Here is a 13,278-nt window from a genome sequence, read left to right as displayed (position 1 = left end):
ATAACTAGTCAAGAACGTATGCCTAAGCCTGATAATCGCCGCCAATTTTTGCGCAAAGCCGGTCTGGGTGCCACCGCCGCTCTGCTGCCCCTGGCTTACTCTTCCTGCGAGGAAGAGAAAACGCCGACTAAAACAGCACCTCCCAGCAGAATTGTTGGCCACGGTAATTTCACCTACGAAGCAGACTTGAAGTGGAACTCAGGTAATACCGCCGCTCACCCAGTGATGCATTGCCACGAAATGGTCCTAGATAGCCGCGGGCGGCTGGTGTGTTCCACCGTGAGCGAAAAGGCGGACGTACTCGTCTATAATAAGGATGGAAAGATTCTCGATTCCTTCAAACACGGGTTGGTCGAACCACATGGTTTCACTAAAGCAGGGGAGGGGAGCGACCAGACTTTCTGGCTTACGGACAGCGAAAGCGGCCGGGTTATCAATCTTGGGCTGGACGGCCAACTTATTCGCGAACTGGACGTACCAGACGACCTGATTCCGGAAGGAAAGCAATTCAAACCCACGGAGACAACAGTTGCCAGTAACGGAGACGTGTACGTGGCGGATGGTTACGGCACTAACCTCATATTCCACTTTGATGGCCAGGGCAAACTGGTAAATTCCTTCGGCGGGCCGGACCACTTTGACTGCTGCCACGGCATCACCTTAGACGAGCGGCGGAGCACCCCGGAGCTACTCATTACCAGCCGTGCCGCCCAGAACTTCCAACGCTGGAGCCTGAACGGTGAGCACCTGCAAACCCACGAACTACCCGGCCTCCAAATTTGCCGACCGGTCATTTCCGGCGCCGAAACCCTCTTCGCTGTGATCGTCACCACCAGCTGGTGGCACTACGATGGGATGGTGGCCATACTGGACAAAGACTTTAACGTTTTATCCCTCCCCGGCGGATCATCACCAGTAGGATTGGATAATTACAACGACGTTAATTGGGATGGAGAAACCTTCATGAACCCCCACGACGTCTGTGCCGACGAAGATGGTAACCTCTACGTCCCGCAATGGTACTCCGGACGGACCCATCCAGTCCGGCTCAAACGTGTATAGAATCACTTGGTGGGCTATTTCATCAATTCCGTAATGAGCGCCCGCGCGGAAACCTGACCCTTCCGGCGGACGAAGTCCCGTGGTGTATCGTCTCCGATCTCATAAGTGATGCCTTCGGCGTTAAACTGAGTCCGGAACCAACTCATGGAGGTAGGTCTGCCGATGGGCTCCGCTTCTTCATTGATCTTGAAGTTGCCTCCGATTTCGGTCTCAATGGTGTTTAACCAGCGGTCCTTAAAATCGCCAAGTAGGGAAGGTGGTTGTACGGAATCGTCGTGGGTGTAATACACATCCTTCCAGGTAGAATGGAAGTCCAAACCCAACACGACGGGAGCCTTTGATTTGCGAGCCGTCCGGACAATGTCGTCTGCTACCTGCCGGATTTCGGGTTGGCGGTAGAAGGCCCAGTCCCGGTTAAGGTCTACGCCATTCCGGTTGTGGCGCCAGTGGCCAAGCTCGACGCCATCCGGATTTAGGAGTGGATAGACCAGCACTTGGTATCGGTCTATAAAATTTGAAAACCTGGGGTCGGCAAGTAGCTCCTCTACAAAGGCTTTCATGGCCAGGTAGCCCGCCACCTCCGGTGGGTGTTGTCTGCTCAAAACAACAATGGTACGCCGCGGTGAACCACCCGGACGACGGATAGTGATTTTGGGAAGCGACAGACCGCCAACGCTAGTTCCGACGGATTCCACCCTTACGTTGGGGTTGCGTGCAATTTTCTCGATCCATGTCTCGACCCGGCGGACATCGTGGAGTTCCTGAGCGGCTACCCAAAGTGGCTGCCCTGCAGTCAATCTCAGGGTAAGCGTGGCCAGTTTACTGTCCGGAGCCACTCGAAATCTGGTGCTATCGATCCTCATCCAGGTGTCACCATCACTACTCAGTTTGGGCCAGTAGCGGTGGTAGGCCGTATTTGGATAGCCAAGTTGTACCCGGAGGGTGGTATCCACGGCGGAAGAAAGTAGGAAAGCGTACCAGGGGCTGACGTTAATGGGCGTGTTCTCCCCAGGAACGAAACCGGTGATGAGGCCCGGAGCGGCTACTTTCACCTCCGTAAGCCGAGCGGAAGGAAAATTGGTGCTGAGGCTGATGCCATTGCCCAAATTCCAAGCTTTACCCTCCAGGATATCAGTGGGTTGATCGTTGGTGTCCACCGGTCGGGGAAAGTCGTAGGTCCGGGCGGTTCGATTGCAGCCTAAAAGGCAGGCGCAGAGGCAAAGCACGATCGCGAGGTGGCGCATCATCGCTCCAGGAGTTCAAAGGTTACCCGGCGGTTGCGGGCCCGGCCGGCGGCGGTGGAGTTGTCCGCCACGGGGGTGCTGCCGCCGTAGCCGACGGCCCGTACGCGGTCTTCCGGAAAGCCGTAAGCGAGGAGAAGGTCCCGGCAAGCGTCGGCTCGCTCCTGGCTGATGCGGGTGTTCTTTTCGTCGTCCCCCACGTCGTCCGTATGGCCTTTGATGACCAAGGTATGATTAGGGTAGCGACGGGCGACCTCCGCCAGATCCAGGATCTCCTGGCTACTGGCCGCGCTTAATTCGGAGGAACCGGTTTCGAACTTAATGTTTTCTCCGATGAGGCGGAGTTGTTCCAGGGCGCTGGGGCTCAGCCTTCGGAACTGTACGTCGGGGCAGCCACCATTGAGGGCGGGCCCGGACTTGCGGGGGCAATTGTCTTCCCAGTCGGCCACCTTATCTCCGTCCGTATCGGGGCAACCGCGGAGGGGGCCGGGTTCGTCGGGGCATTCGTCATCGGCGTCGTTGGTGCCGTCTTCGTCGGCGTCGGGGCAGCCGGTGATGAGGTTGCCTGGCAGATCCGGGCACCGGTCGGCTTCGTCGGGTAGGCCGTCGTTATCGCGATCGGGGCAGCCCTGGAATCTTTTGAGCCCGTATTCCCCGGGGCACTGGTCACGGCGGTCGATAATGCCATCCCCGTCACCGTCGGGGCAGCCTTTGGTGGCGGCCAAGCCAAATTCGCGGGGGCACTTATCGTCGGGGTTAGCGATGCCGTCCCCGTCGGTATCCGGGCAGCCACTGAAGCGGGCGGGGCCGTAGTGGTTGGGGCAACGGTCGAGGCTATCAACGAGGCCATCGCGATCGCGGTCGGGGCAACCGGCGTGGGCTTCGGTACCTGGTAGATTGGGGCATTCGTCTTCGTGGTCGGCGACGCCATCCTCATCGGTATCGGGGCAGCCGTTCGTTGAGGCGGGGCCGGCTTCGGTAGGGCAGTCGTCATCGCGGTCCCGGATGCCGTCTCCGTCGGTGTCCTTTCTTAGGTCTGTAGGGCCGCCGTAGTCCATACCCGCCGCCAGCGTAGTGGGCGTCGTTTCGTTCGCGCTGGCTGAGTGGCTGCAGAGCGCTACCAGGAAAAGCAACAAGGCCATTGGAAGAATACGCATGGGGAAAGTTCAACTGTCGGCCACAAAGGTAAGTGAAGGCGGATCGGTCTTCGTGGTATCAAATTAGCGGTCCGTTCCTTTTTTGAAGCGCACTATCGAGATGGCTCAATTCTTTATTCCTGAGTCCGAAATCATGGAAAAGAAAAGTTCCTTGCTATATTACAGCCGTAATAATTGGTAGGAGGCTCTGGTGGCGATCAATCATTTGGTTTTCGTTGCTTCCGTTGCACTGGGTCTGGTCCGCCTGCCATCCGTTACCTACGTTTTCTAGCCCATTTCTGGGGCACCTGCGGCAGCGCCCGGGCGCCCCAAACCAAACCTTTATTCGATCATGAGAAAGATTTTACTCTGCTGCGCCCTGGCGCTCACCTTTTTTGCGTGTGATGATGACTTGACGACCGTCGCACCCCAAAACGAAACCACCGACGAGCAGCTCAGCCGCTCCGAGATCAACGCTGCCGTGGAGGCCCACCTGCACGCTACGGACCGCCCCTTCGACTGGAATGAAGCACCCAGCAATATGCTGTGGAGTGCCCTCGACCTGAGCGAGCACCACGCCGTAATTGGCTACCAACCAGCCGGTTACGATAACCTGAAGGAGACAATCCACCTCGTCGACGTAAGCCGTGGCGACTGGAAGCAAACCCGTGATGAACTCGTCGCGGACCTCCGCGCCGCCCACGAACGACTTACGGGGGAAACCATCGCCGAAAAAGACTTGCTGCTGGTAGAGGACGACGGCGTGCTTCCACTCATCGAGGTGAAGCTACTGCACGCCGGCCTGGTGGATGAATTCCGGAACCGCCCCGACGTGCGCTACCTCGAACCCAGCAACTACGAAGGCGGAGATATTTCCCTCCGTTCCGGGTCCGGCTGTTCCGAAGCCCCGGCGAATAACATCAACAGCGCGGATTACACCACGATCACCCCCGGAGCAAAAGTGCCGTGGAACTATAGCTACATGAACATCCAGCAGGCCTGGAACACGAGCCAGGGCGACAACATCGGCATCGCCGTGATTGATAGCGGTACCTACCCTGAGCAAGCAAATCTGAACGGAAATTTCAGTTCCGGATACAGTACGGGCCGGTCCATTAGCAAGTTGGGCTACTACCGCCCGAACTGGTGGAGTAGCGCTACTGACGGCCCCAATGACCGCTGTGGCCACGGCACCCAAATGGCCGGACTGGCCGCCGGCCCCCGCCGTAGTGGTGGCGCCACCGTCGGGGTAGCGTACAAAGCCAACTTGCGGACTTACCGCGGCACGAGCGACGTGATCGTCAACAACAGCCGCGAAAAGCGGGGCGTGAAGAATTCCCTCGTCAATGCCGGGCAGCAATCCAACATTAAGGTCATCAGCATGAGCATCGGTGACGTATTCAGTAGCGGAACGGTGGAAGACGGAATCGACTACGCGTATAACCGCGGCAAAATGATCTTCGCCGCAGCCGGCACTTCGCTGAGTTGGACGAGCTGGTACGGCGTCATCTTCCCCGCTTCCCTCAGCCGGACAGTAGCCGTGACGGGCGTGCGGGACGGCTCACCCCTCCAACGTTGTAACACTTGCCACGATGGTAGCAAAGTAGATTTCGTAGCCGTCATGCAACGCCGCAACGCTACTGATCGGACCAGCCTCACGCTAAGCCGCTACAACAATACACCGGGTTACGTTGGCGGCTCCAGCGCCGCAACGGCAACAACGGCCGGTATCGCCGCGCTGGTGTGGGCTACGAATACGGGCCAGTCACGCAGTCAAGTCTTAAACCGGATGAAGCAGGCCGCTTCCATCTACCCGAGCCGGGATCGGAATTTCGGTTGGGGGATTGTTGATGCGGCGGCGGCGGTGGATTAGTATTTAGTCTGTAGTCTGTAGTCTGTAGTGCCAGACTATAGACTACAGACTGCAGACTAAAGACTATACCTCCCTACACTGCGCTGTTTCGACATCAACAATGTCGCGCCCCGTTCTTCGCCGTTGTAGATCTTGACGATGTTCTTCTGGTCGGCGTAAGTCTCGGTGAGGAGGGAGGTCATTACTTCAACTTCGGTGGGTGGAGCCACCTCCTCCGCGGCGAGATAGACCCAAAACCCGTGGAGGTCATCCTCCAGTTCGTAGCCGATGATTTCTAAGGGTAGGTCATCGCCGTTCCAGTTGATGCGGAAGTGATCGGCCAGGTATTGTGTTAATAGGGTTTCAGCCTGGTCGTGTTGCAGTTCCGTCCCGAGCTCGAGGCCGGCCGGAGCGCCGAAGGCCATCATGTCCTTTTCCAGATCCTCTACGAAGAGGTGCATCTCCACCTGTACCTGCTGCCGTTCGGCTACGTAACGGATATTGGTCTTTGAGATGTGGTATTCGTGCACCGGGGCATTGAAGCCGAGCAGCAAGGCAGAAAGTAAAGCAAGCAGGGGCATGGCGGGTGGGTTGTACCGCAAAGGTACGCGTGCGTGGTGGCCGGGTTGATCTGGTCTGGCTGGATTAACGAATCCGTAAACTATTCATCCTCTTCGGGCTCCAACTTGAAGCGGAAGCTGATGCCGTAGGTCACGGGGACGTCGGCGTAACCGCTGTCTTCGTATTTGAAGCCGCCCTGTTGATTGAGGTAGGAAACCATGCGACGGACCTCAGCGATCAACGATTCGCTATTACGCTCTCCCGCGTCGCCGGCACCCTTATCTCCGTAGCCGATCACGACGATGTTGTCGCCGCCGAAGGAAGGGCCGTTACCCCGGTCCGTCACTTCAAACTGGCGCACTTTGCCGTCCGGGCTTACGGACATGGATAGGTAGATTCTGGCTTCGACACCGGAGTTGCGAGCCGATTGCGGGTAGCGAATTTCGCTGTACACGGCCTTCATGAATGCGCGTAGAGCTTCTTCATCCGTAGCATCTTCGGGAAGACTAGCCAAGTGAGGCACACCGGCGGCACTGACGGCAACGGCTTTAATTGGGGCGTCCTGAGCGATCACGTCACTACAGGTAAAGGTGAGCAGCCCCAACAATAAGGGTAGGATGGCCAGTTCGAGGCGGTTACGGCGGGGTGATGAATTCGTAAGCATGTTAATACGGTTTTTAAGTGGTGAAGAAAATAGGCCGAGCGCGAAGCCCGATGTCTGGCTGGCGCGCAATAGCTGCAGCCCGTAAGCGTTGCGGGGAATGGTTTTGATGACCTGCGCGTCCGCCTCGTATTCGTGGACGTCGCTCAGCAGCTTCCGGAGTATCCAGCTGAGGGGGTGGAACCATAGCAGCGTGCACAGCATCTGCATCTGCAGCGCATCGTAGTGGTGGCGCTGCCGCAGGTGCGATGTTTCGTGGAGTAGTGCGGTATCGCCTAGCGATGTCCCGACCAAACGCTGTGGCAGGTAGATCCGCCCAAAGAGGGTGAACGGGCTGGGGATGTCGGGATGGATGGTCAGTTGATATCCTTCGTGGGAGGCTTGGTCTCCAGTCGCATTCCACCGCCTCCGTCCCCACCACTGCACCAGCGACAGCGCCAAAAGGAAAAGAACGCCAGACGCATACGCGATCACCCAGAACGATGGCATGATGGATTGCGGGTTTGCCGTAATCAAGTTCTCACCCGCCACGACCGTGAAGGAAAAGGCTTCTTGGATGGGCACGAGTATGGGAAGTACGGCAGATCCCGAAATCGTCGGTAGCGTGGGGATCACCAAGCCGGCGAACGTGGCGAACAGCAAGTAGATGCGTTGCGTACGGAACGGTGCCCGGCGCAGAGCGATCCAGTGGTAAGCGATCAGGGCGGCCCAAACGACCGACAGCCGCAACAGGAATTCGGGGTAGTCCATCATTCTTCTTCGAGTTGGCGGACGAGGGCGTTAAGCTCATCCAGGTCAAGATTTTCCCGTTTCACAAGGTTGCTGACGGCCAGGGAAGCGGAGCCGCCAAAGAAGTTTTTGATCAGACCAGCCAGGGAGCGGCTGCCGTACGCCTCGCGCGTAATGGCAGGCCGGTAGACGAAGGTGCGCCCGTAGGCCTTATGGTGCAGAAAGCCTCGTTCTTTGAGGGCAAGCATCAGTGTAGAAATAGTACTGTGCGCAGGCTGTTTGCCTCCCTTGGCTTCTGCAACGCTGGCGCGGACGTCGCCCACCGTGCATTCACCGAGCGACCAGACGTGGTGCATGATCTCCTCCTGAGCCGTGGTTAATTTATTCATGATTCGTTACTTAACGTAAAATTACGTTATAAGTCATCATAGTTGCAAGTGTCTGAAACTCAAATAGCTGTAATTGATGTCGTTTTATGATCGGAACAGGTCAGAAATGGCTACATTCGGTAAAGCCTCCGCTCTTTTATGGCCATTTCGATATTTATTTTCAATTTTCTTTTGAGCCATCTTTTTACTTGGGCCTACCCTTAAACCCAAACGGGGGGAAGCCCCGCCCCGCTAGGTGTTAGCCGATAATCAGGGAAGTGGCCTCGTGATTTCGGGGAATTTATTGTTGGAAATACTGCCCGTAAAAGCTTGGCAAACGGTGGATAAAGAGATTACCGACTTTTCTGCGCCTACCTTGCAGCCTCTTAGTCACCCCCTAAATATCATGAACATGAGCGAGGGAACCGTTAAATTCTTCAACAACGCCAAAGGTTTTGGCTTCATCACTCCCGACGACGGGGGCAAAGACGTGTTCGTTCACGCCAATGACCTCATCGACGACATCCGCGAAGGCGACAAAGTCTCCTACACCGTGGAAGAAGGCCGTAAAGGTCTGAATGCAGTTGATGTGAAAGTTGTCTAATAGCAATAACATCCGATTTGAAAAGCCCCGCTTGCAGTTTGCAGGTGGGGCTTTCTGATTCTCGATACTCGATTCTCGATTGGCGAGGACTGATTGGCTACCGCTGTTACAGTCGCTTCGCTCCGCGCTACCGCAGTTACTCTCGCTTCGCTCGGTTACGATACCTAGATAAACTATGTAAGGATATAACCTTCACTATGATACCGGCGGAAGCACGCAGTGCGACAAAGCCGTGCGGTAGCGAAATCAGTCCTCACTTATCGAGAATCGAGTGCACGAAGTACTGCGAAGCAAATCGCCAATCATTCCACCTCCTCCGCCATCTGCCGCTCCACCACCTCCGAGTAGTAGCCGCCATTTTCGATGAGCTCTTCGTGGGTACCCATCTCGGCGATACGGCCGTCTTCCAGGACGATGATCTTATCGAACTTGAGGTGGCCGTAGATGCGGTGGGTGATGATGATGGAGGTCTTATCCGCCAGTGCTTCGTTGAAGTAGCCGAGGATCTGCTGCTCCGTATTGGTGTCTACGGCGGAAAGGGAATCATCCAGGATGACGATATCGGGATGCTTGATGAGGGCACGGGCAATGCTGACGCGTTGCTTCTGGCCGCCTGAAAGTGTGACGCCGCGTTCGCCCACCATGGCGTCGAATCCTAACGGTAGATTTTCGATGTCATCCTTGACCGCCGCGTACTCGGCGAACTGAGTGACTTCCTCGCGTGAGGGGTCGTGGTCGGCACCGAAAGCGATGTTGTTGTGGATGGTGTCCGAAAATAAAAAGACGTCCTGCGGTACGAGGCCGATGCGGCGGCGCAGATTGGCCAGGCCAATTTCGCGGATGTCTTTGCCGTCAATAAGGATACGCCCTTTGGTGACGTCGTACATGCGGACAAGCAGGTCGGCGATGGTCGTTTTACCGGAGCCGGTGCGGCCAATGATGGCCAGTTTTTCGCCGGCCCGCAGGTGGAAATCTACCTCCTTGATGGCTTCGATACCCGTATCCGGGTAGGTAAAGGCTACCCGCTCAAAAGTGATCTCCCCACGTAGGGCGTGATCCTCCTCCGGCGCGGGGTCGACGATGCTCGTTTTGGAGCTCAAAAATTCGTTGATCCGTTTCTGGCTGGCGGCGGCTTGCTGAACGATACTGGCGATCCAGCCGATGGCCGTGACGGGCCACGTTAGCATATTGACGTAGATGACGAACTCGGCGATGTTACCCGCTGAGATGTTCCCGGCCACCACCTGGAGGCCACCGACGTAAACGGTCAGAATTGTGCTGGCCCCTACCATAAATACCATGAGGGGAAAGAACCAGGCATCCACCTTAGCCAGGTCCATGCTCATCTCCTTGTACTTATCACTTTCCTCGGAGAAGTAGGCCACCTGCTGCTGTTCCCGAACGTAACTCTTTACGACGCGGATACCACTGAACACCTCCTGAGCAATACTCGTCAGCTTCGATAACTGCTGCTGAATAAAGGTCGAGCGAGTGTGGATGATGTTACTCACGTAGTAAATACTGATGGCCAGCAATGGGAGCGGTATCAGCGTGTATAAAGTCAAAGTAGGGCTAACCTTTAGCATCGCGTAGACCACCAGCGCGATGGTAGAGATCAAATTCGCGCAATACATGATGGCCGGCCCCAGGTACATCCGCACCTTGTTGACGTCCTCCGTGATCCGGTTCATCAGATCACCGGTGTTGTTCCGTTTGTAGAAGTCGAGGCTCAGTTCCTGGTAGTGGTCAAAGATCACCTCACGCAGGTCATACTCGATGAGGCGGGACATCACGATGATGGTTTGCCGCGTCAGGTACAGGAAAAAACCCATCATTAAGGCGAGGACGAAGACAAGGCCACCGAACAACATCAACGTGTGACTCAGGACGCCAAAGTACTGGTCACGGACCGCTCCGAAGCCTTCGTACATCTGGTAATTATTCAGGTGCTCGACCACGAGATCAAGCGCCTCCCGAATCACCTGTGGCTGCAGGACCTGGAAATAATTAGAGGTACAAATGAAGATGATCCCCAGGAGCAAACGGCCACGGTAGCGCCAGAAAAATTTGTTGAGGTATTGTAGTTCGCGCACGCTGGGTGGGTGGGGTGATTTGGTCCTCGGTTAACGCGGAGGGAGGGGCATAGTTTTGCGGGGGGTGTGTGAGGGGAGACGGATATGTGGGGAAACGAAAACGAGGGGAACCATCCCCTGCAACAATATTCAACGAATAAGAGGGGAAACGAAAATGGGGGGAAGCATACCTGCAACAATATTTAACGAATACGAGGGGAGCATCCGATGCAACGATTGTCAACGAAAACGAGGGGAAGCATCCCCTCGCTACAATAGGCGCCCCTCCGGGACTAGTGGTCAAATAATGTCAACTACGTCGGATCTTAGCCAGCCCTGGCGGCCGTTTTCTAGGGAGACTTTTACGTAGGATTCAAATTCGTCCAGGATCCGGACCTTGAGGCCTTCGGTGAGGGTTTCTTCGAGGGTAGCGTCCGGGCCGGGGGCAACGCGGAGTTCGGCGGAGCGGGCGGTGAGAATGGCGTCCCGGTCATTTCCCAGGTAAGCCGCGCGGCTGGAGCCCAGGACGTAAAAAACGAAGGCTAGGGCCAGGAGTACACCGGATGCGGGCAGCAGGGCGAAGCGCCGGGTTTCCGCCATTTGCTCGCGGCGGAGGTACCACAGGGCGGCTCCCGCAACGGCGAGGGACCAGCACAGCAGCGCGATCCACTTGGCGGCGGCGACGCCCACCCAGGCACCAAAACTGCGCCACCAGCGGACGCCGAAAAATTCTTTGATGATGGGCCGGTCAATGCCCGCTTCGCCGCGGACGTACTTCAAGTTATTCGCTAGGTCCTTATTGGCAGGTTGTAACCGCAGCCCCCGCTCGTAGGCGAGGATAGCCTTCCCGTATTCTCCCCGATCGTGGTGGGCGTTGCCCAGGGCCTGGTAGAGGGTGGGGGAGAGGGTGTTGGTTTTAGTGAGGCTGTCGAGCAGGGAGATCTTTTCGCTTGGATTACCTGAAGTCAGTGCTTCCCGGGCTTCAACCAGTGCGTTACTTTGGCCAACAACGGTATATCCGAAGAGTAGGACTGCGACCACGACGAGGTATCGGAAAGGAGCTGAAACCATGTTAGTTGCCTACAGTATTTAAGGTGCTAGCGGAAAAATGTTTGCCGAACTCAAAGCTACGTTATTCAAGCTAACTGTGGCATCTGCGCGTCACCGCAACAACACCCCAAACAAATCCCCCAGCACCCGAGGCCGCCGCGCCACCTCCCACCGGAAACCTTCCAACTTAAAGGCGTCGTGGTTCACCGCGCCCATCGGGTCCATCTTGCCGCTCGGGGCATCCAGAAAGCGGATCTTACGGACGGCACCGTTCAGGAAATCCAGCGACATCGAGCTGCAGGCGGTTTTGTTGACGCCCACGTAAGCGCCCACCTTGTCCTGGATGTAGTAGATGGCCTCGGCGTTACCCACCACGTCCGTCCGGGTGAGGCTGGATTCGTCAAAGGTGGCCACGATGTTCTTGCCCTTCACTTGGTTGAAAAAGACGAGGTCCGGCGAAGTGAGGACCAGGGCGTTGCGGCGCAATTTGACGCGGTCGAGCTGTTCCCCCTTAAAGAGAATGGCGATCGTATCCCCCGTTAGCTGGCTGGTGTCTTGCCACAGGACCGGGTTTTGGTACAGGGTAAGCACGCTATCCACCGTATTGAAGCCCAGGGAGTCACACACGGCCTGGATATCCGATTTGAGGATGCGTACGTCGTTGTAGGCGGAGAGGAACCGCACCGTATCACCCTGCGTATCCACGCTGTCCGACCGGACGGAGAGCAGGGTGTCCGCCGACATCCACATGGTATCCTGGTCCAGGATCGACGTCAGCAGCGGGCGGCCACGAATTCCACCGGTGGCTTTCAGGTAGCCGGAGCTTTCGTTGTAGCGGGCGTTCTCGGCCTCGATCATGAGGTTGGCGGAGGTGTCCTGCCAGATCACGTTACCGAGCGCCGTGGAGAATCCACTTTCGGGGTCGGAATTCAATTGGTCGGCCACCACGATCATCGGGGGGGCAGAGACACGGGGTCGCCCGCCGGCCACGGAGTAGGTCTCCTGCTTAGCGTTGTAATCAATCGTATCACCCGTCACGGTTTGGGTGGAATCCCGCACGAAGGCGTTGCCTTCCAGTACGTACCGATCCTGGCGGCGGAAGTAGTTGATCCGGTCCCCCGTCGCCCGTTGGTTGTCGCCTTCGGCTACGTAGGCGTCGCCCTCGAGGATGTAGTTTTCGTCTTTCCCGAAGTACTTGATCGTATCGGCCGCCGCCACCCGTTCACCGCTTTTGTACTGGGCGTTCTGGGCGAAAACGGCCACGTCGTTGGCCACGTCGTAGTAACCCGATTCACAGTAAATCCGGTGGGTATCCGTGCGGATGACGGTAGGCCCCAGGAAGTATACTTTTTCATTCAGCAGGTCGTACTTCAGGGTGTCGGCGCGCATCTCGAAGCGGTCGTCCACCACTACAACGCTATCCCGGAAATACACTTCGCGGGCATCGGCGTAGTAGTAGCCGTGGCGGCTGTTGAGTTCCGTTCCCTGCCGGACGATGCGCCCGCCGTTGTGGTAGGTGGCCACTTTGGTGGCGAGGTTGTAATCGAGCCGTTGGGTATAGAGTTCGGTCTCGCCGCGCTTGAGGACGACGTCTCCCCGCAGGTCCGCCAACAGCGTTCCAGCGTTGTAGTCAAGCACGTCACAAAAAGCTGCCAGGCTGTCTCCCTGCTGGATCGTGACGTTATCGTAAGCGTACACCTGCTGCTCCCCGACGAGGATGACACTATCGCCATACATAAAGATGCTGTCCTGGCTCAGTTCCACGTTCCCGACCAACTCCTGAGTCTTCCCCTGGCCGATCATCCGCAGCTCATCCGCCCGATCGATGCTGATCACTTCCTTCTCGGCCACCGGCTCGGGTTGCGTCACCTGGGCGCTGCCGCGGGTGCAGAGGAAGAGGGCGAGTATGGGGATGAGGTAATAGCGCATTTTATAGTCTGGA

At 56.9% G+C, this 13,278-nt stretch carries 11 protein-coding genes; 3 read left to right on the top strand and 8 right to left on the bottom strand.

Annotated features, from left to right (window positions below):
• Positions 1–18: 18 nt before the first annotated feature.
• A complete protein-coding gene (locus tag A3850_RS18855; protein ID WP_068220917.1) occupies positions 19–1,062 on the top strand; it encodes a hypothetical protein in 1,044 nt (347 codons plus the stop codon).
• 14 nt (positions 1,063–1,076) lie between these two features.
• On the opposite strand, the gene A3850_RS18850 is transcribed toward A3850_RS18855, so the two are convergent.
• Together A3850_RS18850 and A3850_RS18845 are read right to left on the bottom strand one after the other, a co-directional pair.
• Positions 1,077–2,309, bottom strand: a complete 1,233-nt coding sequence (locus A3850_RS18850) for a M14 family metallopeptidase (protein WP_082921965.1) — start codon at positions 2,307–2,309, stop codon at positions 1,077–1,079.
• Positions 2,306–3,460: an OmpA family protein gene (locus A3850_RS18845; protein ID WP_082921964.1), complete on the bottom strand. Its 1,155-nt coding sequence runs from the start codon at positions 3,458–3,460 to the stop codon at positions 2,306–2,308. The genes A3850_RS18850 and A3850_RS18845 overlap by 4 nt, the downstream gene beginning before the upstream one ends.
• Positions 3,461–3,791: 331 nt before the next feature.
• Between A3850_RS18845 and A3850_RS18840 the strand changes: the two genes are divergently transcribed.
• Positions 3,792–5,312, top strand: a complete 1,521-nt coding sequence (locus A3850_RS18840) for a S8 family serine peptidase (protein WP_068220907.1) — start codon at positions 3,792–3,794, stop codon at positions 5,310–5,312.
• 56 nt (positions 5,313–5,368) lie between these two features.
• Here A3850_RS18840 and A3850_RS18835 read toward each other — a convergent pair whose 3' ends face one another.
• From A3850_RS18835 to A3850_RS18825, 3 genes are all read right to left on the bottom strand, one after another.
• A complete protein-coding gene (locus tag A3850_RS18835) occupies positions 5,369–5,872 on the bottom strand; it encodes a DUF6702 family protein (RefSeq protein WP_068220903.1) in 504 nt (167 codons plus the stop codon).
• Positions 5,873–5,952: 80 nt separating this feature from the next.
• Positions 5,953–7,266, bottom strand: coding sequence for a M56 family metallopeptidase (locus A3850_RS18830; RefSeq protein ID WP_068220900.1), 1,314 nt, complete (start codon positions 7,264–7,266; stop codon positions 5,953–5,955).
• Positions 7,263–7,631 (bottom strand): BlaI/MecI/CopY family transcriptional regulator, encoded by a 369-nt coding sequence (locus tag A3850_RS18825; RefSeq protein WP_068220898.1) that lies wholly within the window; start codon positions 7,629–7,631, stop codon positions 7,263–7,265. The genes A3850_RS18830 and A3850_RS18825 overlap by 4 nt, the downstream gene beginning before the upstream one ends.
• Before the next feature lie 391 nt (positions 7,632–8,022).
• On the opposite strand from A3850_RS18825, the gene A3850_RS18820 reads away from it, so the two are divergent.
• Complete coding sequence (locus tag A3850_RS18820; protein WP_068221189.1) at positions 8,023–8,214, top strand: cold-shock protein; 192 nt, start codon at positions 8,023–8,025, stop codon at positions 8,212–8,214.
• Between the two features lie 302 nt (positions 8,215–8,516).
• Here the strand turns inward: A3850_RS18820 and A3850_RS18815 are convergent, their stop codons facing one another.
• The 3 genes from A3850_RS18815 to A3850_RS18805 all read right to left on the bottom strand — a co-directional run bounded on the left by A3850_RS18815 (position 8,517) and on the right by A3850_RS18805 (position 13,265).
• Positions 8,517–10,307 (bottom strand): ABC transporter ATP-binding protein, encoded by a 1,791-nt coding sequence (locus tag A3850_RS18815; RefSeq protein WP_068220895.1) that lies wholly within the window; start codon positions 10,305–10,307, stop codon positions 8,517–8,519.
• A gap of 279 nt (positions 10,308–10,586) precedes the next feature.
• Positions 10,587–11,357: a tetratricopeptide repeat protein gene (locus tag A3850_RS18810; protein WP_068220892.1), complete on the bottom strand. Its 771-nt coding sequence runs from the start codon at positions 11,355–11,357 to the stop codon at positions 10,587–10,589.
• A 90-nt stretch (positions 11,358–11,447) separates the two neighbouring features.
• On the bottom strand, positions 11,448–13,265 hold the full coding sequence (locus A3850_RS18805; protein WP_068220889.1) for an OstA-like protein: 1,818 nt from the start codon (positions 13,263–13,265) through the stop codon (positions 11,448–11,450).
• Positions 13,266–13,278 lie beyond the last annotated feature (13 nt).

The organism is Lewinella sp. 4G2, assembly GCF_001625015.1.
Taxonomy (GTDB): domain Bacteria; phylum Bacteroidota; class Bacteroidia; order Chitinophagales; family Saprospiraceae; genus Neolewinella.
The sequence above is the reverse complement of the archived record's forward strand: the minus strand, read 5'-3'. Positions and strand labels throughout refer to the sequence as shown.